We start from the raw sequence: 26,249 nt of genomic DNA on the forward strand, positions 1-26,249 counted from the left end.
TATCAAGCGCTAATGTTTGATACTTTTTTTGTTTATAGTACATTGTGGATTCTTAATTATAAAATAGGATTGATTACCAATACAAGTTCTAATTTATTGGTAATACAATTATAAAACTTTGAATGCGTGAAACAAATAGAAATCAAATCCACTTTACAAGTATATGATTCATTAGAAGAGCTTCCAGAAGATATTCAGGATTTAATGCAGCAATCTTTTAATATTAGGGATAAAGCCTATGCTCCATATTCTGAATTTCTAGTTGGGGCTGCATTACTATTAGAGAATGAGAAAGTTATTCTTGGTAATAATCAAGAGAATGCCTGCTATCCTTCTGGTTTATGTGCAGAACGTGTAGCTATATATGCAGCGGGAGCAAATTTCCCTGGTGTTCCAATTGTTAGAATGGCACTTTCTGCAAAATCCTTAAAACATCAGTTAATAACACCTACTCCACCTTGTGGTGCTTGTAGACAATCAATAGCGGAATATGAGCTAAATCAAAAGAAGCCAATCGAAATTTATTTTATGGGAGAAACAGGAAAAGTAGTAAAATCTTGTTCTTTAGCTAATTTATTGCCTCTTATTTTTGATAATTCGTATTTATAACATTTTCGTACATTTTTATCCCTAACTCCTTTCTCCTTAATAACTAATATATTATTTTTGTTTTTCGCTTAATTGAAAAATAAGCATTCAAACCGGTAGTTGTTAGAGGATGTTAGCAATAAAGCTGACTTAATTTTGAAATATCATTACATTTTAGATGAAAAAAGTAACCAAGGAAGTTTACCTGAAGTGGTACGAGGATATGCTTTTCTGGAGAAAGTTTGAAGACAAACTTGCTCAAGTATATATCCAACAAAAAGTAAGAGGATTTTTACATTTATATAACGGTCAGGAGGCTATCCTAGCTGGTGCTTTGCACGCAATGGATCTTACCAAAGATAAGATGATTACTGCATATCGTAATCACGTTCAGCCTATCGGAATGGGCGTAGATCCTAAACGAGTAATGGCTGAATTGTATGGAAAAGGTACAGGTACTTCTCAAGGAATGGGAGGCTCGATGCATATTTTTTCTAAGGAACATAGGTTCTATGGAGGGCATGGTATTGTTGGAGGACAGATTCCTTTAGGTGCTGGTTTAGCTTTTGGAGATAAATATCATAAAAGGGATGCTGTAACTTTAACGTTTATGGGTGATGGGGCGACACGACAAGGATCGCTTCACGAGACTTTTAATTTAGCGATGTTATGGAACTTACCTGTAGTGTTTTGTGTAGAAAATAACGGATATGCTATGGGGACATCCGTAGAGAGAACAGCTAACCATACAGATATATGGAAACTTGGACTAGGATATGAGATGCCTTGTGGTCCCGTAGATGCTATGAATCCGGTGAAAGTTGCAGAAGCGATGGATGAAGCAATTACCAGAGCTAGAACGGGTGGAGGTCCTACTTTCCTGGAATTAAAAACATATCGTTACAGAGGACATTCTATGAGTGATGCTCAGAAGTATCGTACTAAAGAAGAAGTAGCAGAATATCAAAAGATTGATCCAATTACTCAGGTTTTGGATATAATTAAGGATAAAAAATATGCAACAGATGATGAAATCGCTACTATTGATAAAAGAGTGAAAGATAAGGTTGCAGAATGCCAGAAATTTGCAGAAGATTCTCCGTTCCCAGAGAAGAATTTGATGTATGACGTTGTATACGAACAAGAGGATTATCCATTTTTACCACACAAACCACAATAGATTATGGCTACAGTAATTAATATGCCGCGATTGAGCGATACCATGGAAGAAGGAGTTGTCGCGAAGTGGCTTGTTAAGAAAGGTGATACAATTAGTGAAGGAGATATCCTTGCCGAAATTGAAACCGACAAAGCAACAATGGAATTCGAATCTTTTTATGAGGGAGTGTTGCTTCATATTGGAATTGAAGAAGGTGAAACTGCTCCAGTTGATCAGCTTTTAGCAATCATAGGTGAAGAAGGAGAAGATATTTCTGGTTTGTTGAATGGAAGTTCGGCACCACAAACAGAAACTCCTAAGGAAGAGAAAGTTGAAGAATCAACTTCAAGCTCCGCAGCAGCCACAACTATTCCTGAAGGAGTAGAAGTAATTACGATGCCTCGTCTTAGTGATACGATGGAAGAAGGTACTGTTGCGACTTGGTTGAAAAAGGTTGGCGATACTGTCGAGGAAGGTGATATTCTTGCTGAGATAGAAACAGATAAAGCTACAATGGAGTTTGAGTCCTTTTATAACGGTACGCTATTGTATATCGGCATAGAAGAAGGTCAGACAGCTAAGGTAGATGTATTACTGGCTATTATTGGTCCAGCTGGAACAGATGTTTCTGGTCTTAAAGATGGTGTACCTGCAGCTAGTACTTCAGCTCCTAAAGAAGCAGTGGTCAAAGAAGAAAAAGTAGAAGCAACTCCTGTTAGTTCTGGAAGTGAATCTTCTACTGGAGGTAGAATATTTGCTTCTCCATTAGCTAAAAAAATAGCAGAAGACAAGGGAATAGATTTATCTCAGGTAAAAGGTACAGGTGAGAATGGACGAATTGTAAAGAAAGATGTAGAGACGTTTACACCTGCTGCGGCCGTCAGTACTCCTGCATCCTCTAAAGAAACTACATCCGCTCCGGCAATTCAGACATATATTCCTGCTGGAGAAGAAAGTTTTGAAGAAGTGAAGAATTCACAAATGCGTAAAGCAATTGCTAGAAGCCTTTCAGCGTCCAAATTTACAGCACCGCATTATTATTTGACAATTGAGGCAAATATGAAAAATGCGATGGCTTCACGAAAAATAATTAATGCATTACCTGATACGAAAGTGTCATTTAACGATATGGTGGTTAAAGCCTGTGCGATGGCATTAACTAAGCACCCTCAGGTGAACACTCAGTGGACAGATACAGCAATGAAGTATGCTAAGCATATTGCAATTGGAGTGGCTGTTGCAGTTCCTGACGGTTTAGTAGTTCCTGTTTTACCTTTTACGGATCAAATGTCACTTACTCAGATAGGTGCTAATGTTAGAGAACTTGCAGGTAAGGCAAGAAATAAAAAGTTAACTCCGCAAGAAATGAGTGGAAGTACGTTTACAGTATCTAATTTAGGTATGTTTGGTATACAGGAGTTTACTTCTATTATCAATCAACCAAATTCTGCAATCTTATCCGTAGGAGCTATTGTACAAAAGCCAGTGGTTGAAGACGGACAAATTGTTGTAGGCAATACAATGAAAGTAACATTGGCTTGTGATCATCGAACGGTTGATGGAGCTACAGGTGCTCAGTTTTTACAAACTTTAAAAGATTATTTAGAAAATCCAGTAACTATGTTAGCATAGTTTTATAAAGGATATATAATGAATCAGATCCCACCTCTTTTGAAGTGGGATTTTTTTATATTTAAAAAATGAAGAATAGAATTCATAATTTACAATCGAGAACGTTATCAGATAAAACATTCTTATTAAAGGAATACACCTACGAATATACCCATACAGATGTTCATACTCCGGAAACACATCTTAGAGAAGTGTATGATCATGGTGATGGAGCTTCTGTTTTATTATATAATATAACTAAGAAAACTATTGTGCTTACGCAGCAATTCAGATTACCAACTTTTTTAAATGGTAGTGGGTCAGGAATGAGTATTGAAGTTTGTGCTGGATCGCTTGATGGTGATAGTCCGGAAGTATGTGTAAAAAAAGAAGCATTAGAAGAAACAGGATATGCAATTAGTTCTGTTGAAAAAGCATTTTCGGTGTATGCATCTCCAGCTATCATGACAGAAATAGCGCATTTATTTATTGCAGAGTATACAGATGAAATGAAGGTAGAAAAAGGAGGTGGGCTTGATCATGAAGAAGAGTATATTGATGTTTTAGAATTAGATTTTGAAAAAGCATTTGATATGATACAAACGGGTGAAATCAAAGATGCCAGGACGGTTATGTTGTTACAATTTCTAAAAATAAAAGATATAATGGTATCTTAATTGAATGCCTAAGAGTACACTTTTTAAGTATCTTTATCAAAAATCATTCATTACCCGAAAAACAAGAACCTGAAACGAGTCATAACAGAATTTTTAATACATTTCAAAAATGATTACTTGACGAGTTCCTTTTGACATTCAAAACAACATTATAAAAACATGAAACAAATAGCATTTTTTATCATTACTCTTTTATTTATAACGTGTAAGGAAGCAACTACGGCGCAATCCCCTATATCTAATATTACAGCTTCTGATATAGAAGTTATCATGAATTTTTTAGCAAGCGATGCATTAGGGGGTAGAGATACGGGAAGCGAGGGACTGGAGAAAGCGGCAAAATTTATAGAACAGGAGTTTAAGAAGTCCGGAATAAAACCTTATTTTGAATCGTATCTTAATACTTTTGATGCTAAAGGAACTGAAACCTATAACGTAGTGGGTTATCTTAAAGGTACAGATCTTGACTTAGCTGATCAGTTTGTAGTAATAGGAGCGCATTTTGATCATATAGGAAATGGAAAAGATGTAAATGGCGATACAATCGCTAATGGAGCTAACGATAATGCAGCAGGAAGTACCGCAGTAATTTCATTGGCAAAACATTTTGCAGAGGTGAAAAATAATAAACGCAGTGTATTGTTTGTGTTATTTGGAGCAGAAGAAAAAGGATTGCTAGGTTCTGATCATTTAGCAAAAGTTTTAAAAGAGAAGAATCTTGATTTATATACAATGATAAACTTCGAAATGATAGGAGTGCCACTAAACGATAAAACATACAAAGCCTACATTACAGGATATGAGATTTCAAATATGGCAGAAAAAATCAATGAATATTCAGGAAAAGAATTGATAGGTTTTCTGCCCAAAGCGAAGGAATTTCAGTTATTTAGGAGAAGTGATAATTATCCTTTTTATTCGGCATTCAATGTGCCTTGTCAGACGGTTTCTACCTTTGATTTTACCAATTATGATTACTATCACCATGTAGATGACGAGGTTTCTGAGATGAATTTCGAATTTATGGCAGAGCTCATCAATGATTGTGCTCCTGTAATTACTAGGATATTAAATACGCCAACAAAAGAAATTAAGTTAAATTAAATTTTCACTCCTTTTGAGTTTATAAAAGCTTAAAGGTCTTTTTTTTATTAAAAAACATGAAAAACATTATAATTACCGGGGCAAGTAGAGGGATAGGATATGAGATGGCTAAAATGTTTGCAGATGCAGGGCATCAGGTGCTAGCTTTATCAAGAAATGAGAAACCAATTACTGCTCTTAATAACAAAAATATTCATACATTTTCTTGCGATTTATGTAATTCGTCTGATCTGGAAAAAATGACAAATTATATAACAAAAACCTGGAAGAATGTGGATGTTCTGATTAATAATGCTGGCAAATTATTGAATAAACCCTTTGCAGAAATTTCTACACAAGAATTTGAAGAAGTATATAAGGTGAATGTTTTTGGTGTTGCGGAAATTACTCGCCTAGTGCTGCCTTTTATGACAAACGGAAGCCATGTAGTTACTGTTAGTAGTATGGGAGGTATTCAGGGAAGTATGAAGTTTCCTGGGTTAGCAGCTTATAGTTCTAGTAAAGGGGCTGTTATAACATTAAGTGAGCTCTTAGCAGAAGAATATAAAGAAAGTGGTATAGCCTTTAATGTATTAGCGCTTGGAGCTGTACAAACAGAAATGTTAGAAGAAGCGTTTCCCGGGTATCAGGCACCATTAACGGCTATAGAAATGGCGGAATATATTAAGAATTTTGCGCTAACTGCCAATAAGTTTTATAATGGTAAAGTACTTCAGGTATCTAGTAGTACGCCTTAATCGAAGTTATGTCTTTCAAATATTTTTTAATTTAAGATACTTATAGAATTGATGCACAGTAAGTACTTTTTTAAACTCTTCATTCTGAAAATAAACAATATTACTTAAGTCTTTTGTTTTTTCGTTAGCAGGCGCATTAGATTGAATTATTTTGTTTGCCCTAATGGAATATTTTATGATTACCTTTTTAATACGATCACTAGCATAATTACTGAGGTTCAATTCTTGTTGTAATAGAATTGCTCTTTGCTCTGCAAGATCGGCAAATCGTTTTTTTTCTGCTTCTAGCTGCTCTTCAGTTAATTCTGTGATCTCTTGTAGATCTTGATTTTGATCTTCAATTTGGTCTTGTGCTATACTAGTAGTACAAATAAAAAATAGTAGTAAAATTGTAAAAGCTCTCATGACGTCTCACCTTTAAGTTTTTCTTTACGAAATGTTAAAAATAGGAAGTCAAAAATATTAATAATTGATTAACAACGAGTTAAAAACTCAAAATACTCGACAAACACTATTTTTTTTTCGTTGAAAAACCAAAAATTAAAGGGTTTTAATCTTATTGTAAGGCGGAAAAACCGTAATAACTATGTTAAAACTAATGACTTAATCTATTTTTTTTGATGATTTTATCTTTTCGAACATAGCTTTTGATGTTTTAAATTTAACACCATCGATCGTTGTAGAAGAGGTCTTTATATAGGAAATAATAGTGTCGGTTTTAGTATTGCTAAAATGAACCTGAGTAATTATTTTCGTAATCGAATCGGAGAGTACTTCAGGTTTTCCAATAAATTTAATTTGCAGTATTTCTTTTGCGTCTTTTACATGAAATAATTTTATATCATCTACTCTGTTTATAAATTCCGGATGCTGTTTAGCAAGTAGCTGTTTATCTAGATAATCTTGAAGCTTTTCTGAGACTAACACTGCATAAGCATCTTCCAATGCGGCAAATGAAGCTTCTTCCGTAACAAAATCATCTCCTCCTCTGTTGGCGGTAGGCTCCATGTTATTACGCGCGATATTTGAACAACCACCAATTATAACAAGAATTACTATGAGATATACAAACTGTTTCATGACTTCACTCGGAATTTTAGTTTAACAATTTGCCCTTTGGATCTTTTGGATTCAATAATTTCAATATTTCTTAAACTTTTGATTGGCGTAGTCAGTTTGTTAATGAATTCGTTTTTAGAATATACTTCTATACCTAATCCCGATGGTAGTACCTGAAAAATGGTTGCATCATCGGCAATCATTCTAGATAATTCATTTTTTCTGTTTTTCCAATCCTCAAGTTTACCATTCGCATAATAATGTAGCATTAAGGCGTAATCATCTGTACTAACTTGGATGTTTTCATTAGTTAAGGATGAAACAGTTCTAAAAATAGTATCGGTTTTATGATATGGAGATTTGATTACAAAATGAATATAATCATCTTTTGTATTCCATTTAAAACAGCCCAAGCTGTCACTTTTTGCATAAAAGGGAGACTGTTTATCATTTAAGACTATAATATCGATATGAGTTTTGGTAATAGGTAGATTTCTATCTTGATCAATAAAACAAAAGCTAAAGGTGTGTGCTTTTGGAATTAAAAAATAAGCGGAGGTGATAAATACAATTCCAATTAACAAAAAAACAATCAATTTAGAAACCACAGGGTTTTTCTTCTGAATTTTCTTTTGAGAGTTCATTGCTTTAAAATCTGCCCAATTTTTATGACCACAGTATTCTGACAGTATATTAAGAATGTCGACTCGAGGTAATTTTTCCGTAGTGTTTTTAAAATAACTGTAGAAAGATTTTTCGCTAATACTACCTTTTACTTGTTTTCGTAAATCTTCCTGAAACATTATAATATCCTGACCTTTCCACTGAGATATATCATCACTAGAGGCGGTGTTCTCTTTTAAAAACCGTCTGGTAACGGCTTTTTTAAGAAGAGAGAATGCTATGTGTTCTTCAGGATTGATAATTGTATTTATTTGATTATTAAGCAAATATGACTTGTAAAACGGTTTACAATAGTTTTACAAAAGCTATACAAGTGTACGGGTTTTTATGATACTATGTTTGTTTTCAGTTTAACAAGGTAAAAACAATAAATATGAAAACAAAGACTATTAAAAAAATCGGATTTATACTTCTTGGATTATTCTTTTTAGGAATAAGTTCTTGCAACCAATATGCTACCAGAAAGTACACTGTTCACGAAAGTATCGTGCTAGAAGATAGAGAATCTTTTACACAAGATTTTGAAATTCCTAATGAGGATGATGAAAATGACGAGGCATATAAAGAAATTATAGAGAACGCATTTAAAAGAGTGAGTTTAGCTCCATTATCTACTTTTTCTATAGATGTAGATAAAGCTTCATATAGTAATATTCGAAGAATGATTAATAATGGTCAAGAGATTCCGGAAGATGCTGTGAAGATAGAAGAAATGATCAACTATTTTAAGTATGAGTATAAGCAACCATTAGACCAGCACCCTTTTGCTATTCATACAGAATCAGGAAGTACTCCTTGGAACGAAGAAACACAATTGGTCAAAATAGGAATAAAAGGTAAAGAAATACCTGCAGAAAGTTTTCCTGCATCCAATCTTGTGTTTTTAATTGATGTTTCGGGTTCTATGAATGACATCAATAAATTACCATTGCTAAAAAAGGCTTTTAAGCTGTTGGTGTCCCAATTGAGGGCTAAGGACAAGGTGTCTGTTGTGGTGTATGCAGGTGCCGCTGGTGTAGTGCTCAAACCAACAAGTGGAAAAAATAAGGAAAAGATAATGGAATCATTAGATAATCTGCAAGCAGGAGGATCTACTGCTGGCGGAGAAGGAATTAAACTAGCTTATAAAATAGCTGAAGAACATTATATTAAAAACGGAAATAACAGAGTGATTCTTGCAACCGACGGTGATTTTAACGTAGGAGTTAGTAGCGATACTGGCATGAAGAAATTGATTGAGGAAAAAAGAGCATCCGGAGTATTCTTAACCTGTTTAGGTTTCGGAATGGGTAATTATAAAGATAGCAAACTAGAAACGCTAGCAGATACTGGTAATGGTAATCACGCTTATATCGATACCATGCAAGAAGCGCAGAGAGTATTGGGAACTGAGTTTGGAGGAACATTATATACCATTGCAAAAGATGTAAAAATCCAGGTAGAATTTAACCCAGTTAAGGTAAAAGCATATAGGTTAATTGGATATGAAAACCGATTACTTAATGATGAAGATTTTATAGACGATACTAAAGATGCAGGAGAACTTGGTAGCGGACATACAGTGACCGCATTATATGAGGTGATACCAACCGGAGTGCAAAGCAAATATCTTAAGGAGGTTTCAGACTTAAAATATTCCGAAAAAAATGATGAAACTGAAAAAGCTAAGTATGGAGACGAGTTGTTTACTGTAAAATTCAGATATAAAAAGCCAAAAGAAGATCGAAGTATTGAGATGATGCATATACATAAAACAGCTGACGAAAAACAAATATCAACGGATTTTCAATTCGCTGCTTCTGTAGCTTGGTATGGAATGAAATTACGAAACTCAAAGTATATACAGAATGAAAATATAGAAGATATCATCACCTTGGCGAAAGATAACAAAGGGAATGATGAACAAGGATATCGAGCAGAGTTTATACGATTAATGAATAGTTATGATAAAGCAGAGTAATATGAAACAGATGAAGATACTTCAGGTTTTATGTTTTTTATTTCTCGCGCTATCTTGCTCTCAAGCAGAAAAGAATTATGGAGATGTTTTAGAAAGTATTCCTAAGGAAGAAATTATAGAGACTTCAGTTTCGAACATCTCCGAAAACGAAATTGTAACCGATAAGCTCAAGATAATTAAAAATGCAGATTGTCGTATTAAAGTAAATAATGTGGGACAAGCAACTATGCTATCAAAAAAAATCGTTTCTACGTATAAAGGTTATATTTCTAATGAACACTTTACACACACTAATTACGCTAAAGAAAATAAGTTTACAATTAGAGTCCCACAGGAAAATTTTGATGAAGTTTTGGATAGTATTTGTGCTTTGGCTGATTTTGTAGATTATAAAAACATATCGACTCTAGATGTCACTGAAGAATATATTGATATTAAATCACGATTAAAAACAAAGTTAGAAGTGAAGCAGCGCTATGAGACAATTCTAAAAACTAGTACAAAGACCGTGGAAGATATTTTGTTGACGGAAGATAAATTAAGAGTGCTCCAAGAGGAAATAGAAGCTGCTCAAGGGCGATTAAACTATCTGACTAATAGAGTATCCTATAGTACAATTCAGTTTGATCTTTATGAAACAGTTGTTCCTAAAGATGAGCCTCAGAAGTATGTGAAAAGCTTTATAGAAAAGGCTGAGGATGGATTGTCTTTTGGCTGGAATCTTTTACAACATTTATTTCTACTACTCTTTTATGTTTGGCCATTAGTGCTATTAGGAATTTCAGTTTTTATCTACTTTAAATGGATTAGGAAATAGCAGTAGGCATTTTAAAACAGCATAAGGTTTTTTCAATTTTAATAATACCACCCTCGAGTAATTTGTATAACAAAGACAAACGATGATAATATATTTTATCTGGATCTCATTGTGGTATTATGTTTGTTTCAGTATTAGATGTAACAAAACTAAATAGTATGAAAACAATGAGTATTAAAAAAAACAGATGGTGGATAATAGGATTATCTGCTTTACTGATCACTTCTTGTGATCCTAAAACGAAGACACCTGCTAATATAGTTGTTGATGTCAAAGAGGAAACCGACTTAGTTATTTCAGAAGAAGAGATACTTAAGATTAACGAAGTAAACGAAGAGGTTTTTATTGAACAATTTATGATTGAGGATATAGAAGTTTCGGAAATTGAAGAAGCTCCGGAGCCAGTGGCGTTTATGATGGAAGTAGCAAATGATGAGGTTTTTATGGAAAGTCCTATTAGTTTTATTAGAGAAACCAATAATGAATCATATGCAGAAGTAGTGGAGAACGCTTTTAAAAGAGTGAGTCTGGCTCCACTATCTACTTTTTCTATAGATGTAGATAAAGCTTCATATAGTAACATTCGCAGAATGATTAATAATGGTCAAGAGATTCCGGAAGATGCTGTTAAGATAGAAGAAATGATCAACTATTTTAAGTATGAGTATAAGCAACCATTAGACCAGCATCCTTTTGCTATTCATACAGAATCAGGAAGTACTCCTTGGAACGAAGAAACACAATTGGTCAAAATAGGAATAAAGGGCAAAGAAATACCTGCAGAAAGTTTTCCTGCATCCAATCTTGTATTTTTAATTGATGTTTCGGGTTCTATGAATGACATCAATAAATTACCATTGCTAAAAAAGGCTTTTAAACTGTTGGTGTCCCAATTGAGGGCTAAGGACAAGGTGTCTATTGTTGTGTATGCAGGTGCCGCTGGTGTAGTGCTCAAACCAACAAGTGGAAAAAATAAGGAAAAGATAATGGAATCATTAGATAATCTTCAGGCTGGAGGATCTACTGCTGGCGGAGAAGGAATTAAACTAGCTTATAAAATAGCTGAAGAACATTATATTAAAAACGGTAATAACAGAGTGATTCTTGCAACCGACGGTGATTTTAACGTAGGAGTTAGTAGTGATACTGGCATGAAGAAATTGATTGAGGAAAAAAGGATATCTGGAGTATTCTTAACCTGTTTAGGTTTCGGAATGGGTAATTATAAAGATAGCAAACTAGAAACGCTAGCAGATACTGGTAATGGTAATCACGCTTATATCGATACCATGCAAGAAGCGCAGAGAGTATTGGGAACTGAGTTTGGAGGAACATTATATACCATTGCAAAAGATGTAAAAATCCAGGTAGAATTTAACCCAGTTAAGGTAAAAGCATATAGGTTAATTGGATATGAAAACCGATTACTTAATGATGAAGATTTTATAGACGATACTAAAGATGCAGGAGAACTTGGTAGCGGACATACAGTAACCGCATTATATGAGGTGATACCAACCGGAGTACAAAGCAAATATCTTAAGGAGGTTTCAGACTTAAAATATTCCGAAAAAAATGATGAAACTGAAAAAGCTAAGTATGGAGACGAGTTGTTTACTGTAAAATTCAGATATAAAAAGCCAAAAGAAGATCGAAGTATTGAGATGGTGCATATACATAAAACAGCTAACGAAAAACAAATATCAACGGACTTTCAATTTGCCTCTTCTGTAGCTTGGTATGGAATGATTTTGAAAAACTCAAAATATATACAGAATCAAAATGTTGAGGATGTGGTCTCTTTAGCAAGAAATAGTAGGGGGAATGATGAACAAGGGTATCGAGCAGAGTTTATACGATTAATGAATAGTTATGATAAAACAAATTAATGCTATTTGATAAGAATTCTTTAGTAAGCGCATCTTTCCGATGCGCTTATTTTTGTATTTTGCAGCAATGAAGGAAATCCTGGCAAGATACATCCCTGAACGTGCTTTAGAACCGGCATTTGATTTGATTGTGAAATGTAATGTTCATCTCAAAATTGTTAATGAACGTGTCACTCGCCATGGCGATTATCGCAAAATGCCAGATGGTAGACATCAAATTACTGTTAATGCATCTTTGAATACCTATCGTTTTTTGATAACATTAATCCACGAAATTGCTCATCTTGTAGCTTTCGAAAAATATGGGCGCTATATCAAACCTCACGGATTAGAGTGGAAACGGACTTTTCAGCAATTGATGCTACCATATATAAATCCGGATGTTTTTCCTTCTAGATTGTTACCTGTGATTGCTAATCATTTTAAAAATCCAAAAGCAAGTAGCGATACGGATTCAAAATTATCACTTGCACTAAAACAATATGACCCAGAGAATGATAAAAATTATATCTTTGAAATACCATTAGGAGGTCGATTTAGATTATATAATGGAAAGATTTTCCAAAGAGGAAATAAAAGAGTTAAACGTTATGAATGTGTCGAACTAAGCACAGGTAGAGTATACCTGTTTAACCCCAATGCAGAAGTCGAGCTATTAAATTAATTTATGGAAAAAAATTATTATGCCATTTTAATGGCTGGGGGAGTAGGATCTAGATTCTGGCCTGTTAGTACTACAGAGTTCCCAAAACAGTTTCACGATATGTTGGGTACTGGAGAAACTCTAATTCAAAGAACATTTAGTAGACTATCAAAGATTATCCCAAAGGAAAATATTTTTATATTAACCAATGAGCGATATAACGATTTGGTTTTACAACAATTACCGGAAGCAGAACAACGACAGGTTGTAACAGAACCTGCAATGCGTAATACAGCTCCTTGTATCTTATATGCTGCACTGAAAATTCAAAAAGAAAATCCAGATGCAGTGATGGTAGTGGCACCAAGTGATCACTGGATTGAAGATGAGGATGCATTCGTAGGGAATTTAAAGCAAAGTTTTGATGCTTGCTCAGAAAAAGATATACTAATGACTTTGGGTATCCAACCTACGTTTCCTAATACAGGGTACGGATACATACAATACAATAAAGAAACGGATGCTATTAAAAAAGTAGCTCAGTTTACAGAAAAACCTGATTATGAAACTGCAAAACAGTTTTTAGATCAAGGTAATTATCTATGGAATGCAGGGATCTTTATTTGGAGTGTGAAAAGTATTGTAGGAGCCTTTTCTAAATTCCAAAAAGAGATGACTGCTTTGTTTGAAAAAGGATTAGATGCATACAATACAGAAGAAGAAAATGATTTTATAGCGGTTAATTATCCACTGGCAGAAAATATTTCTATAGATTATGCTATCCTAGAGAAAGCAGAAAATGTATATGTGCTTCCTGCTACTTTTGATTGGAATGATCTCGGTACCTGGGGTTCGCTATATGATAAGCTTGATAAAACCGATGCTAATAATGCAGTGGTAAATGCCAGAGTCTTGTCAGAAGATGCATCAGGTAATATGATTAGAACCACTACAGATAAAATTGTTGTTGTTGATGGACTAGAAGACTATATTATAGTGGATAAAGAAGAAGTACTGTTGATTTATCCTAAAAAGAAAGAACAGGATATTAAACAAGTACTTAAAAAAGTAAAAGAGACCTACGGAGAAAAATACGGATAATACGAATGGAAGAAAATACAAACCAGCCTGTAAATTCAGAACAAGAAGAAATTAAAGAATCTGTAAAAAGGGATGCCAAAGGCCTTTTTGAGAGTGTTAAATTGTTTCTTTCCGGCTTGTTGGATATACGATCCGATACGGATAGGGATCAGACCATAGAAGATGTCAAAAACGATATCCCGTTTAAAGGACATACAGCATGGATTCTTATATTTTCTGTATTTGTTGCATCCATAGGGCTTAATGTAAGTTCTACAGCTGTAGTGATAGGAGCGATGTTAATTTCTCCATTAATGGGACCAATTGTAGGTGTTGGACTTTCTATTGCAATAAATGATATCGATACACTTAAACGATCTTTGGTGAATTTGGGAGTTATGGTTGGGCTTAGTGTATTAACTGCCACTTTGTATTTTGCAGTTTCACCTTTAACAGAACTTACCCCAGAATTAGAATCCAGAACGGCTCCAACGATTCTGGATGTTTTTGTGGCAATTTCTGGTGGTTTGGCACTGATTATAGCTAAATCCAAAAAAGGGACGATGCCAAATGCTATAGCAGGAGTTGCAATTGCTACAGCTTTAATGCCTCCTTTATGTACGGTAGGATATGGTATTGCAGAATTAAATCTTGATTATGCATTAGGCGCAATATATCTTTTTAGCATTAATGCCATTTTTATTGCATTATCTACTTTTATTGTAGCTAAGTTGTTACGTTTTCCGATGCTACGTTATGCAAATTCTGCAAAAAGAAAGCGTATCGCAAGAATTGCATCTGCTTTGGCAATTATAGCTATAATTCCAGCGATTTGGACCTTTTACGTTACCTTGAACATGAGTAATGCCGAAAGAGATTATAAAAGTTTTTTGGCAAATGAAATTGACGCAAACCCTAACTTATATCTCCGTAAAGAATTCTATGAGTATGATTATAAGTCTATCAAATTATATTTTGATGGTGAAATCGCTGAAGCAACTGTGAGTGATTTACAAAATGAGCTTAAGAATTATGAAAGCATAAGAGATTTTACATTAAAAATTAGTGGTAACAAAGCGAGAGGGATTGAACAAATCTCCAAAGCAAACGATCGATATATTGTGGAGTTAAATCGCCTAGAAACAGAGAATGAAGCATTACTGGATAAGGTTGAAGATCTAAAGATACGATTGGCATTGATGGAAACTCAATTAACCGAAGCACAAAAAGTAGTTCCTGTGGAAATTCTACCGTATAATAATATTGCCAAAGATGCTAAAATCCGTTTCCCGGATTTATCAGAACTGGGATATGGAGAAGTATTACAATCCAATTTCTTAAAAGTAGATACGGTAAAAGTGATTTTTCCTGAATGGAAATTCCAGGTATCGGATAGCTTAAATAATATTAGAAATAAGGACTTAAGAGAGTGGATTACGGGAGAACTGAAAGCGGATACATTATTGGTGAAGTAATTTTTTTTAATTTTTAGGATAACATTTTTAGTTATTACGACACATACATATAGTAACTAAACAGAATAGAATGATGAAAAATTCGAAGTTTATAGTATTATTAGTTCTTATAGGTTTATTGTTCTTTATTGATCCTATATATGCCGGCCCAGGTGGAGCAATAGCCAAAGGTTTATTTAAAACTTGGTGGGGCAAAATTTTGATGTTATTATTGGTTGTTATTTTGCTACCATTTATCATTTATATAAAATCTGTTGAGTTTTTTAAAGTAAAAAAAACAAAAAAACAGTTAGGGCAAATAGGTTTAAAAAACAAGGATTTTTCCTGGTTAAATCTTGAAAAGAATTTTTCTAATATTATCACCCGAGTCTATGATGCTTGGAGTAATGAGAATATGAGCGAAGTTAAAGAATATGTAAATCATTGGTACTGGCAAAATCAACAGTCCGTTCATCTTGATAAATGGAAATCTAATAACTTAAAGAATATATGTAATCTTCAAGAGATAAATAAAATCAGACCACTATATCTGGAATTAACGAATAATGACAATTATGAGGGATCGAAAATTGTGATTAGTATTTCAGGTAGTATTGAAGATTATTTGATAGATAAAGAAACCGGAAAGATAATAAAAGGAGGAATAGGTTTTCAGAATGAAAGTCATATATGGGTAATGGAATATGTAGAAGGTAAATGGTTGCTAGATGATATTAAAAATGATGATTTAAGTTTAGCTTTTGCTAAGATGCAAAATGTAATTCCTGAAAACGTTTTAATAGCTAAATAAAACATTAAGAAATAAGCGACTCATTACTTAAAAATAAAACTGCTGATGTACTAAAGTAAATCAGCAGCTTTAAATAAGTTTAAATATTAAATACAAAAAGGAACCGGAAAAGAGTTTGGATTTCCTTGAACGAATTGACAATTAGACCCATTATAATTTGGATTAGGTACACAACAAGAAAGTGATGGGTTACAACATCTGGATGGACGTAATCCTCCTCCATTGATTTCCTTTTGCTGATTTTTACTTAGTTTAATTCCGAATTTTGAAACATTCTTTAACATGATATAAAAAGGTTTTAAGATTTATCAAGTTAAAGGTAAATAAACTCATGAAAACCTATTTACGGCAATGCCGTAATTGATGTTAAAGTTTTAATAATCAAAATCTTAACTAATTCTTAAAAATATCGGATTGATGTTCCGAAAGTTAGTTGGTAAGAAATTGGACACTTCTACTAAAATAAATTACTGCAGAATTAAGAGTTTTAAAATCAAGTTTTCTAAAGTCCTTTCAATTGAGCGTCTCTTACTTTCTTAAACAAGTTAGAAGAGTATACGAATTCTGTTACGGCTTCGTTATCCGTTTTGAAAATTTGTGTTTTATCACCTTCCCACTCTAGATGGCCATATTTTAGGAAAACAATTTTCTCTCCAATTTCCATAACTGAATTCATGTCGTGGGTATTGATCACCGTAGTGATGTCATATTCTTCTGTAATTTCTTTTATCAGATTATCAATTACTATAGCCGTTCTGGGATCTAATCCAGAGTTAGGTTCATCACAAAATAGATATTTCGGCCTCGTTACAATCGCTCTTGCAATCGCTACTCGTTTTTGCATACCACCACTTATTTCTGATGGAAGTTTATTGTTTGCGTTTTCTAGATTTACACGAGCTAATACTTCATTTACCCGTTCACGCATTTCTTCTTTTTTCTGTTTGGTAAACATCATCAATGGGAACATTACATTTTCTTCTACCGTCATAGAATCAAATAATGCACTCCCCTGAAATACCATCCCCATTTGTTCTCTAAGATTTCTCTGTTCCTCTGTAGAAAGATCAGAATAGGTAGCTCCATCATAACAGATAGATCCCTCTTCTGGTGTAAACAAACCAAGCATGCATTTTAGAAAAACAGTTTTACCACTACCACTGGTTCCAATGATTAGATTCGTTTTGCCGCGCTCGAAAGTCGTGGTGATTCCTTTAAGAATCTGTTCTCCATTAAAACTTTTATGAATATCCTTTACTTCTATCATTAGCTTAACAATAATTGAGTTAGTATATAATTAGAAGTTACAATAACCACTGTTGTCCAAACAAACGCAGAAGTACTTGCTTTACCAACTCCTAATGCTCCACCTGTCATATAATACCCGTGAAAAGATGGGATGGTTGCTAGTAGAAAGGCAAAAATAAAAGTTTTAATAAATGCATAAACTAAGTGATATGGGATGAACTCCTCACGCAGCCCTGTTAAAAACTCAGAGCCAGAAACGAACCCTCCATAAACACCCGCTATATAAGCTCCAAATACACCAACAAACATCGCTATTGCTATAATAAAAGGGTACATTAACATTGCTATGATCTTGGGAAAAACAAGATAATTCAGAGAGTTAATACCCATTACCTCTAATGCATCGATTTGTTCTGTAACTCTCATGGTTCCGATACTAGATGTGATAAAAGAGCCTACTTTACCAGCCATAATTACGGAAAGGAAGGTAGGCGCAAATTCTAAAATCATCGATTGCCTAGATGCAAAACCAATTAATTGTTTTGGAATTAGTGGATTGGTAAGGTTTAAAGCAGTTTGTATTGCAATTACAGCACCAATAAAGAAAGCAAGAAATATGGTAATCCCTAATGAACCAATGATAAGGTCATCTATTTCTTTAAAAATCAAGCTTCTAAGTACTGAGCCTTTAGTCATGCGGCTAAAAACTTTTTTCAACATTAAAAAATAACGACCGATATCGTCCAGATAAAACATATACGTTACATTAGAAGGGCTAAAATAGAAAAAAAATTAGGGACAGCATGTAACCTTCTATTAAAGTTTTACATTTGCACAAATGGTATTTTGACCATCTAAATTTTGAAAGGTAATGATAAAGAAAGTATTCTTAATTCTTGGAGCGGTTCTGTTTTCTATACAATGTAAGTCACAGCAAGTACAACCAGACCCAAATTCTAATGAATTTTCTAGAGAAAAGACTATAAATATTTCACCAAAACTAGTAGTTGGGATGGTGGTGGATCAAATGAGATATGATTATCTAACACGTTTTTATAATCGTTTTGGAGAAGGTGGTTTTAAGAGAATGATCAGAGAAGGATTTAATTGTAAAAACAATCATTTTAATTATGTTCCTACGTATACTGGTCCAGGACATGCATCGGTGTTTACTGGTACGACTCCTCAGAATCACGGGATTATCTCTAATTATTGGTATGATAAGTTTAGTAAAAAGGGTGTGTACTGCGCTAGTGATCCATCAGTAAGAGCAGTTGGTTCGGATAGTGAGATGGAGAGAATGTCTCCACATCGTATGAAAACGACAACAGTTGCAGATCAGAATCGATTGCACACACAATTAAAAGGAAAGTCTATTGGGATTGCAATAAAAGACAGAGGAGCAATTTTACCTGCAGGACATTCCGCAAATGGCGCGTATTGGTTTAGAGGGAAAGATGAAGGAAAATGGATTACCAGTACATATTATAGAAAGGACTTGCCAAACTGGGTACAAAAGTTTAATGATTCTGACAAGGCTGAATCCTATCTAAAAGTGTGGAATACCCTATATGATATTAATTCATATACAGAAAGTGGATCAGACCTAAATAATTTTGAGGCAGGGTTCAAAGGAAAAGAAACTGCTACATTTCCCTATGACTTAGCTAATCTAAAGGATCAAAATGAAGGCTATGATATTATTAAAGGATCTGCTTACGGTAATAGCTTAACTGCGGATTTTGCCATTGCAGCAATCGATGGTGAGGCTTTAGGTAAAGATGAAATTACTGATTTTCTAACAGTGAGTTTTTCTAGTACGGATTATGTTGGGCATAATTTTGGAGTAAATTCCAAAGAAATAGAGGACACATATTTGAGATTGGATAAAGATTTGGAAAGATTTTTTAATGCATTAGATGCTAAAGTTGGAAAAAGAAATTATACGGTTTTTTTAACCGCAGATCACGGAGCTGTTCACGTACCATCGTATTTGCAGACAGTAAAAATACCGTCAGGTTATTTTAAAAAGGATACTTTATCAACTAAGATTATGACTTTTGTAAAGGAAAGGTTTAAAGTGGATGGATTGATAGAGAAAGTAGATAATGATCAAGTCTTTTTTGCATATGATGTTTTAAATAAAAATAATATAGATGCTCAGAATTTACAGAAAGCTATTGCCCATTACGTCTTACAATATGATCAAATAGATAAAGTATTTACCAGAGAACAATTATTAATGGGGACATATACTGAAGGAATTGCCGCCCTAGTTCAAAAAGGATTTAATCAGAAAAGAAGTGGCGATGTTGTTTTTGTATTGGACCCTGCGACTATTCTATATTCTAGGACAGGATCTACACACGGAAGTGGATTGAATTATGATACCCATGCTCCTTTATTGTTTATGGGTAAAGGTATTAAACAAGGAAGCACTACAGAGAGAACAACCATTCCCGATATTGCTCCAACTATTTCTGCGTTATTAGGAATAACATTTCCTAATGGTGCAACAGGAGATGTGTTGCCTTTTGTATTGAAGTAAAATATTAATTATTGTGAACAGAAAATAAAAGGAGGTATTCATCACGAATACCTCCTTTTGTGTTAGACATCACAAGTACAGGCTGGCATCAGAACTAATGTGTCCCAGATAGCACAAATTGAAGGATGGCAGAGACGAACGCCTCCTTTTACTGATCTTTGAGATTCTTTGTTCAATGTTTGAACACCGCGTAATTCTAAAATGTTTTTTAACATAATAATGGTTTTAAAAATTTATATGTAATGATAGTAACATAAGCGGCTAAAATGTTACCCTAAAAATCTACATTTTTTTAAAAAATACAGTTAAAAGTCTTATATCTAGATAAGTTTGAATTATTTTATTCTTGTAATCTCAAAGTAAAATGGGTTAATTTAATTTTTTATAAACAAGAAAGTTGGTTTATATTTCTAATAAGTGTTGATATATGTATTGTGCGCTATGTATTGCACCTTCCATATATCCTCCATGTCTTATAGCAGTTTCTGATCCTGCAATAAAGAAGTTGTTATCAAAGAAAACATTTTGGTAATAATCGTGCCCATTATTCTGATGTGGAAATATAAACTTTTCGGAATGAATAGAAGTATTTGGTTCTTGTTTCCAAACAACTTCTTCGTATGCTAAATATTCCAAAGCTTGAGTTCCAAATAATTTCTGAAGTTGACTTAATACCTTAGTCCTTCGTTGCTCTTTTGTTTGCATATACATTCCACTTTGTAGAAATCCTTTTAGTGCGAAACGCGTATTTTCTACATTAGAATGATCATATAGTTCAGTGATAGGTCCTACATTACTAAAAACCGTTCCAGAAAAGTTGTTTTCTTTCCAAAAAGCTCGTTCATAAGAGATTCCAAATTTTATAGATTCTCCCATCCAGGTATGTGTTTTGTTAGCGACAGAAATTATGTCTTTTGGTAATTCGGGAGTAAACTTTATCGAATTAACAAGTAGGAAAGGAGGTAGAGTTGAAATTACTTTATGAGCTTGGTATGTCTGAGTGGTAGCACTAATTTCGAATTGATCTTTAAGATACTCAATATGTGTTACTTTTTCATTTAGGATTAATTCTTCCTTATCAAGAGATTCAGCAAGTTTGTCAATAAGAGAAACAGTTCCGCCTTGTATTCTATAACTAGGTTGTTGATTAGTTGGTAATTGTATTTGTTGGGGTGGAGCAGTGGACAATGGTTCAAAAAGTGCTATTCCTTCCATGAATTGTTCAAAAACAGGAAGCCCTAGTTCTTCTAACAGCGCAAACAATTCACGATGTTGAGCACTTAACCAAGTTGCTCCCATTTCTATTGGGGTTTCGTTTTTGGAATGTAGTGTGTGGATTCTTCCTCCGATTCTATTTCTAGCTTCAACAACCTTTACGGCGATTCCATTTTTTTTTAATCTGTAAGCTAGTAATAAGCCGGTTAATCCAGCTCCTATAATAAGTACTTTTGATTTCATGTTCGATATAAATATATAAAGAGGATGTTTAAAAAGTCTCTAATATGTGAAATTGTCAGTCTGAGCTTGTCGAAGATAATTTGAAAATCAAAGAGTAAAAACTTCGACACGCTCAGTTTGACAATATTAAATGACTTTTAGATAACTTCTTTATACTATTAGTTTATTCATCCATGAGATGTGTTCCGTGCACAACAGCTGCTCCCGCGCGAAGTGCTGCAGAAACAAATGTAGCTTCTGCCAGTTCTTCTTGAGTGGCACCAGCTTTGATTGCATTTTTCTTGTGAATTTCTAAACAATATGGACATTGCGTAGTTAATGCTACAGCAACAGCCATTAGTTCTTTATATTTTACTGGAATGACTCCTTCTTGTAATGCAATGCTATCAAAAGCCTGAAAGGCTTTCATAGCTTCTGATGCATTTTTGCTAAGTGTACCTAATTTTTTTAGGTGATTCATATCATACATAGTTGATGTTTTTTTGAATTAATTTCTTCCTGCAATTACACCGCCGTCGGTATCCCAAATAGCCCCGGTCACCCATGAGGTTTGATCTGATAGTAAGAAGGTAATGCTGTTGGCTACATCTTGTGCAGTTCCGTTTCTTCCTATTGGATGAAAATTATTAAAACCAACCAACGCTTTTTTGGCTTCATCAGCTCCTCCGAAAACACTATTGTATACAGGAGTTTCTACTACGGCAGGAGATACTGCATTTACTCGGATTCCGTGATCTGCTAATTCCATTGCTAAGTGTTGTGTTAGCGAGTGTAATCCTGCTTTTTGCATGGAGTATGCCGAAGAAGGAGTTGCTTTTACAGCTTGTTTGGCCCACATAGAACCTACATTGACAATGGATCCGCTATTACTTTCTTTCATTTTCTTAGCGGCGGATTGTGTAATAAAAAAGAACCCTCTGTTTAAATCTTGGTAAGAGTCATAGTCTTCTACCGTGTGATCTAAAAATGCTTTTGGACCAAAAATTCCAGATGCATTTACCAGATAATCTAAGCGATCTAGGTCTGCAATAGTTTTGTTAAGTTGATCAACGCTATCCTTGTTGGTAATATCTACTTGATGTTTAATGATGTTGTCTGCATCAGGAATTTTAGATGTATTTCTACCTACCACGTGAACAGTAGCTCCTCCTTCTATTAAGGAATCCACTGTAGCTTTACCGATTCCACTGGTTCCTCCAATTACTAGAGCTGTTTTGTTTTTGAATTCTGTCATTGTATATATATTTAAATAGTTAAAATTGAACAGACAAGTCTGTCTGTATTGATGTAAATTTTTTTATTCTATGATTTTCTTACATAAAGATAAAGATGCTTCTATTGGCCATGCGTTTTGATGTAATTTACTTTCTGAAATCCCTCCTTCATATAATAAGTAAATTTTTTTGGCGAGCATTTCATTAGCTTGCTCTGAGTTTTGATTACAATTTTCGATAACAAGATCCTTGATAAAATGTATGAAGTTATTCTTCTGTTTTTGAATTTCAATGCGTACTGTTTCATTTTCTTTCGGCATTTCGGAGTATGTATTTAAACACCAACATCCATTAAAATCTTTTTGATCAAAGAAAACTGTGAGAAAATCGAACAATGCATATATTCTATCCTTTCCTGGAGAAGCTTTATATACAAAATCTCTTATGTCTTTAGTAAAAGTATCATTCTTAAATTGAAGATAAGCAATACAAATATCTTCTTTAGAAGGGAAATGATTATATAAAGTAGCTTTGGCAATTCCTGCTTCTTTAATAATTTCATTAATTCCGGTTAGGTTATATCCTTTTTCGTAAAATAAAGTAGAAGCAGTTGCCACAATATGATCTCTTACCTTGGAGTGTTTCATATTGCAAATATATACAAAAAAACAAAACTAGACAAGTCTGTCTAGTTTTGAAAGATTTTTAATAGAAATTGAATTGTTATCTGACAATTTATTAGGTTCTACGATTACTTTTTTAATTTATGGTTTTATACCCTTTATATTTTGCAGGATATTTCAATGGTTTTTCAGTTTTTATGATTTCGATATTATTGCCTGTACGTTTTCCGAAGGATTCTATCCGACCAGAATTGATTAAGCTAATACGATCGATTGTACTAATTGCCCATCCTGGATCTTCGTATTTTATAACTCTTCCACCTTTTCCAGAATTAATGAACAGTAAATTATCTATATTTAGTTTTTGAACTCCCCAAAGCAGAACAACACTCCCTAAATCTTTATTATTGACATCAATAAAAGTAGAGTTTTTTAGTTCTAGGTAAGGTCCTGTAGTACTTTCGTCATTGCCCATTCTTAATAGTGAGACTGCATTACCCATTACTTTGCTAAAATGGCAGTTATCGATTTTTACGTACTCTGCATTGTACCGCCCTCTATTTTCATTTTCTCCATCTAAACTAATAGCGTTTCCGGAAATATTATGAAAAGTAGAATTCTTAAAAATCAACGTATCTGCATAGGTGTTTTTATAGGCTCTGAAGGCAGTCTTACGACTGGCATTAAAATTCTTAAATTCACAAGAAACTACCTTTAGTTTATAGTGTTCTATCATAGGTTTTGATGAGGTTGCGATAGCGGATTGCGCAATACCATTTTCTGAAGCACCATCAAAGATAACCCCTTTAACGTAGAGACTTCCTCCATTTTCTATGATAACCAATGGCTTTTGCGATTCGTTTTTATCATATGTAAAGATTGTGGGGTTATCACTTTCATCAGCTATGATTGTAAGAGTTTTGTTTATGACTAAAGGTTTCGTAAAAGTATAAGTTCCCGGTTTTAATTGAATGCTATCACCTGATGAAGCACTTTTTACCATAGTAAACAAAGTATCATTTTCATTACCGGATACTTGTGCTGCATTCGAGTTTTTATTAGTAATATCAAAATATTTCTTTTGTGGTGTATACCAATTCGGTCCCACTTCATTTTTTGTAAAAGGAAGTTTAGGTTGATAGGTTTGATTTTTTAGTAAGCCATCAGCAGAATCTTTCGAGAATGTAATTTCGGCTTGTGTAAATCCTTTGTGATTAAATTTCGAATCCGCAGATACTACTTCGTTTCCTGAAAAGGAGAAGGTGCTATAATCCGAAATTGCTTCAAAGACTTGTTTTCTTTCGGGATGATAGAAAACATTGTCAGTAAATCTAATATCTTGTGGAGGATCAGTTCTTTCGTTATCTGCGCCAACACCAAACTGAATATGATCACATTTCAAAAATTTGTTTCCCGTTATGTCAGTGTTTTCTGCTCTGTGATATCTGTTAATTAACGAGTTAGGAACTCCGTTCATTACAGGCAGTGCTCCAAAGAAACGTTTTCCTTTTAGTTCCTGAAAATGGTTGTTCCTAATGGTATGGCCTTCGTTAATAACCCGAACTCCTCCTGTACCTGGTTTATTATTTCCAATAAAAAAGTTATTTTCTATTAAGTTCCGGTTTCCATGTCTTAGTGCTAATACACCTGCAGATTCATAAAAAACATTGTTACGCACAATATTATCACTTGATTTAAGAGAAACAATTTCTACCTCGCCATCACACTGCTCAAAATAGTTGTTCTCAATCAATGTTCTAGATGGACTTAATGAATACGTAGAAACTCCAACCCGAAGTGTTTCTCCTCCATTAGATCCTAAGTTAGGTCTGTATCCAAAATAGTTATGATCAATTCTGTGACGATTTTCTAAACTGTTTTTGTTATTTAATTTTACCACGAGCGTAACACCAGCATTAAGTTTTCCTCCAAAATAGTTATGATCAACTCGATTATTCTTTCCATGAAGATGGATCCATTCGGATTTATCGAATCTATTGGCTGGATTAAAATGATCAATTGCTATTTCAGTAAGTCTGCAATTTTCTGCTAACTTCCCGTCATCGGTTTTAAAGACAATCAAGGCATCTTCTTTGGTATAACCATTCTTAAAAACTAGTTCTTTTATGATCACATGTTTCCCTCCGATTTTTAGAGAAGTATTACCTGATAGAATTACTTTTCCTTTTTCCTCTGCTTTAATTATAATGGGTTTTTCTTCTGTCCCAGTTGCTGTAATAACAAATTGAACATCATTCCAGATACCATTACTCAAGGTGATTTCTTCTCCAGGTTGGGCTACGGCAATAGCTTTATTGAATTCTTCGACGGTAGTAACAAGGTTGGTCCCATCGGTTTGTTTTGTAGTACTAGTTTGTGTGCAAGAACTTACAGTTAATAAAATAGCTAATAGATAGCTATAGAGCCTACTTTTTTTCATTTGTTTGTTTTGAAATATTTGTATTAAACATTCCCATTAAACTTTAAAAAACAGTCTAATGCTTAGCTAAAAGTAGATACTTGTAAGTCGTGTGTGGGGAGCAATTTAGGTCTATTTTTTATAATAACCAAGTCGGTTTCCAATGAATGATTGAATTCGTAAAGTGTATAAAAAGTGTTTAGGTTAAAAGTTAACCTAAACACTTTTTGCTTTTAGATTCCTAGTCACAATAACAAGCTGGTTGAAGAGGCCAAGTTTCTAATGAGTTACAAACCCAAACAGGACATGGTGGTTCTCCTCCTTTTATTGTTTTTTGCTTTTCTTTTTTGAGAATTTCAATCCCTTCTAAGTTTAAAATTTTGTGTAACATATTAAGATTTTAAAAATTGATATTACTTAAATGTATTAAAAGAAAAGGTATTGTAGCCAGAAGGAAGCTATTTTA

At 33.8% G+C, this 26,249-nt stretch carries 26 protein-coding genes; 14 read left to right on the top strand and 12 right to left on the bottom strand.

Annotated features, from left to right (window positions below; genetic code table 11):
- Window positions 1-126: 126 nt before the first annotated feature.
- The 6 genes from D1818_RS19000 (at window position 127) to D1818_RS19025 (ending at window position 5,876) form a co-directional block, all read left to right on the top strand.
- Entirely contained in the window at window positions 127-609 is a 483-nt protein-coding gene (locus D1818_RS19000) for a cytidine deaminase (protein WP_118460751.1), read from the top strand.
- 157 nt (window positions 610-766) lie between these two features.
- On the top strand, window positions 767-1,768 hold the full coding sequence (gene pdhA, locus D1818_RS19005) for a pyruvate dehydrogenase (acetyl-transferring) E1 component subunit alpha (protein WP_118460753.1): 1,002 nt from the start codon (window positions 767-769) through the stop codon (window positions 1,766-1,768).
- A 3-nt stretch (window positions 1,769-1,771) separates the two neighbouring features.
- Entirely contained in the window at window positions 1,772-3,379 is a 1,608-nt protein-coding gene (locus D1818_RS19010; RefSeq protein WP_118460755.1) for a pyruvate dehydrogenase complex dihydrolipoamide acetyltransferase, read from the top strand.
- A gap of 68 nt (window positions 3,380-3,447) precedes the next feature.
- A complete protein-coding gene (locus tag D1818_RS19015; protein ID WP_118460757.1) occupies window positions 3,448-4,035 on the top strand; it encodes an NUDIX domain-containing protein in 588 nt (195 codons plus the stop codon).
- A 159-nt stretch (window positions 4,036-4,194) separates the two neighbouring features.
- Window positions 4,195-5,139, top strand: coding sequence for a M28 family peptidase (locus D1818_RS19020; protein ID WP_118460760.1), 945 nt, complete (start codon window positions 4,195-4,197; stop codon window positions 5,137-5,139).
- 56 nt (window positions 5,140-5,195) lie between these two features.
- Window positions 5,196-5,876, top strand: coding sequence for an SDR family oxidoreductase (locus D1818_RS19025; protein WP_118460762.1), 681 nt, complete (start codon window positions 5,196-5,198; stop codon window positions 5,874-5,876).
- A 15-nt stretch (window positions 5,877-5,891) separates the two neighbouring features.
- Here the strand turns inward: D1818_RS19025 and D1818_RS19030 are convergent, their stop codons facing one another.
- The 3 genes from D1818_RS19030 to D1818_RS19040 all read right to left on the bottom strand — a co-directional run bounded on the left by D1818_RS19030 (window position 5,892) and on the right by D1818_RS19040 (window position 7,885).
- Window positions 5,892-6,281 carry a hypothetical protein gene (locus D1818_RS19030; protein WP_118460764.1) on the bottom strand — a complete coding sequence of 130 codons (390 nt, stop codon included), beginning with the start codon at window positions 6,279-6,281 and terminating at the stop codon, window positions 5,892-5,894.
- A gap of 198 nt (window positions 6,282-6,479) precedes the next feature.
- The gene (locus tag D1818_RS19035; protein ID WP_118460766.1) at window positions 6,480-6,956 is read right to left on the bottom strand and encodes a hypothetical protein; all 477 of its coding nucleotides are present in this window, start codon (window positions 6,954-6,956) and stop codon (window positions 6,480-6,482) included.
- Window positions 6,953-7,885, bottom strand: coding sequence for a hypothetical protein (locus tag D1818_RS19040; RefSeq protein ID WP_118460768.1), 933 nt, complete (start codon window positions 7,883-7,885; stop codon window positions 6,953-6,955). The genes D1818_RS19035 and D1818_RS19040 overlap by 4 nt, the downstream gene beginning before the upstream one ends.
- A gap of 107 nt (window positions 7,886-7,992) precedes the next feature.
- On the opposite strand from D1818_RS19040, the gene D1818_RS19045 reads away from it, so the two are divergent.
- The 7 genes from D1818_RS19045 (at window position 7,993) to D1818_RS19075 (ending at window position 16,273) form a co-directional block, all read left to right on the top strand.
- Window positions 7,993-9,579: a VWA domain-containing protein gene (locus D1818_RS19045; RefSeq protein WP_118460771.1), complete on the top strand. Its 1,587-nt coding sequence runs from the start codon at window positions 7,993-7,995 to the stop codon at window positions 9,577-9,579.
- 1 nt (window position 9,580) lies between these two features.
- Window positions 9,581-10,396, top strand: a complete 816-nt coding sequence (locus D1818_RS19050; protein WP_158596917.1) for a DUF4349 domain-containing protein — start codon at window positions 9,581-9,583, stop codon at window positions 10,394-10,396.
- 158 nt (window positions 10,397-10,554) lie between these two features.
- Entirely contained in the window at window positions 10,555-12,285 is a 1,731-nt protein-coding gene (locus D1818_RS19055) for a VWA domain-containing protein (RefSeq protein WP_240338268.1), read from the top strand.
- A 67-nt stretch (window positions 12,286-12,352) separates the two neighbouring features.
- Window positions 12,353-12,949, top strand: coding sequence for a SprT-like domain-containing protein (locus tag D1818_RS19060; protein ID WP_118463938.1), 597 nt, complete (start codon window positions 12,353-12,355; stop codon window positions 12,947-12,949).
- 3 nt (window positions 12,950-12,952) lie between these two features.
- Window positions 12,953-14,029 (top strand): mannose-1-phosphate guanylyltransferase, encoded by a 1,077-nt coding sequence (locus tag D1818_RS19065; RefSeq protein ID WP_118460777.1) that lies wholly within the window; start codon window positions 12,953-12,955, stop codon window positions 14,027-14,029.
- A gap of 5 nt (window positions 14,030-14,034) precedes the next feature.
- Window positions 14,035-15,483: a DUF389 domain-containing protein gene (locus D1818_RS19070; RefSeq protein WP_118460779.1), complete on the top strand. Its 1,449-nt coding sequence runs from the start codon at window positions 14,035-14,037 to the stop codon at window positions 15,481-15,483.
- A 70-nt stretch (window positions 15,484-15,553) separates the two neighbouring features.
- Window positions 15,554-16,273, top strand: coding sequence for a hypothetical protein (locus D1818_RS19075; RefSeq protein ID WP_120752413.1), 720 nt, complete (start codon window positions 15,554-15,556; stop codon window positions 16,271-16,273).
- An 86-nt stretch (window positions 16,274-16,359) separates the two neighbouring features.
- On the opposite strand, the gene D1818_RS19080 is transcribed toward D1818_RS19075, so the two are convergent.
- From D1818_RS19080 to D1818_RS19090, 3 genes are all read right to left on the bottom strand, one after another.
- Window positions 16,360-16,557 carry a hypothetical protein gene (locus D1818_RS19080; protein ID WP_118460783.1) on the bottom strand — a complete coding sequence of 66 codons (198 nt, stop codon included), beginning with the start codon at window positions 16,555-16,557 and terminating at the stop codon, window positions 16,360-16,362.
- Window positions 16,558-16,775: 218 nt separating this feature from the next.
- Window positions 16,776-17,540, bottom strand: coding sequence for an ABC transporter ATP-binding protein (locus tag D1818_RS19085; protein WP_118460785.1), 765 nt, complete (start codon window positions 17,538-17,540; stop codon window positions 16,776-16,778).
- Entirely contained in the window at window positions 17,540-18,277 is a 738-nt protein-coding gene (locus D1818_RS19090) for an ABC transporter permease (protein WP_118460788.1), read from the bottom strand. Before D1818_RS19090 ends, D1818_RS19085 begins: the two co-directional genes overlap by 1 nt.
- A 115-nt stretch (window positions 18,278-18,392) precedes the next feature.
- On the opposite strand from D1818_RS19090, the gene pafA reads away from it, so the two are divergent.
- Window positions 18,393-20,069, top strand: a complete 1,677-nt coding sequence (gene pafA, locus D1818_RS19095; RefSeq protein ID WP_118460790.1) for an alkaline phosphatase PafA — start codon at window positions 18,393-18,395, stop codon at window positions 20,067-20,069.
- 402 nt (window positions 20,070-20,471) lie between these two features.
- Here the strand turns inward: pafA and D1818_RS19100 are convergent, their stop codons facing one another.
- The 6 genes from D1818_RS19100 to D1818_RS25485 all read right to left on the bottom strand — a co-directional run bounded on the left by D1818_RS19100 (window position 20,472) and on the right by D1818_RS25485 (window position 26,174).
- Window positions 20,472-21,527 carry an NAD(P)/FAD-dependent oxidoreductase gene (locus D1818_RS19100; protein WP_118460792.1) on the bottom strand — a complete coding sequence of 352 codons (1,056 nt, stop codon included), beginning with the start codon at window positions 21,525-21,527 and terminating at the stop codon, window positions 20,472-20,474.
- A gap of 163 nt (window positions 21,528-21,690) precedes the next feature.
- Window positions 21,691-21,987: a carboxymuconolactone decarboxylase family protein gene (locus tag D1818_RS19105; protein WP_233558526.1), complete on the bottom strand. Its 297-nt coding sequence runs from the start codon at window positions 21,985-21,987 to the stop codon at window positions 21,691-21,693.
- 27 nt (window positions 21,988-22,014) lie between these two features.
- The gene (locus tag D1818_RS19110) at window positions 22,015-22,761 is read right to left on the bottom strand and encodes an SDR family NAD(P)-dependent oxidoreductase (protein WP_118460796.1); all 747 of its coding nucleotides are present in this window, start codon (window positions 22,759-22,761) and stop codon (window positions 22,015-22,017) included.
- Between the two features lie 63 nt (window positions 22,762-22,824).
- Window positions 22,825-23,388, bottom strand: coding sequence for a TetR/AcrR family transcriptional regulator (locus D1818_RS19115; RefSeq protein WP_118460798.1), 564 nt, complete (start codon window positions 23,386-23,388; stop codon window positions 22,825-22,827).
- A gap of 112 nt (window positions 23,389-23,500) precedes the next feature.
- Complete coding sequence (locus tag D1818_RS19120; protein WP_118460800.1) at window positions 23,501-25,804, bottom strand: polysaccharide lyase 6 family protein; 2,304 nt, start codon at window positions 25,802-25,804, stop codon at window positions 23,501-23,503.
- A 220-nt stretch (window positions 25,805-26,024) separates the two neighbouring features.
- A complete protein-coding gene (locus D1818_RS25485) occupies window positions 26,025-26,174 on the bottom strand; it encodes a hypothetical protein (RefSeq protein WP_158596918.1) in 150 nt (49 codons plus the stop codon).
- Window positions 26,175-26,249 lie beyond the last annotated feature (75 nt).

Source organism: Aquimarina sp. BL5 (genome assembly GCF_003443675.1).
Classification (GTDB): Bacteria; Bacteroidota; Bacteroidia; order Flavobacteriales; family Flavobacteriaceae; genus Aquimarina.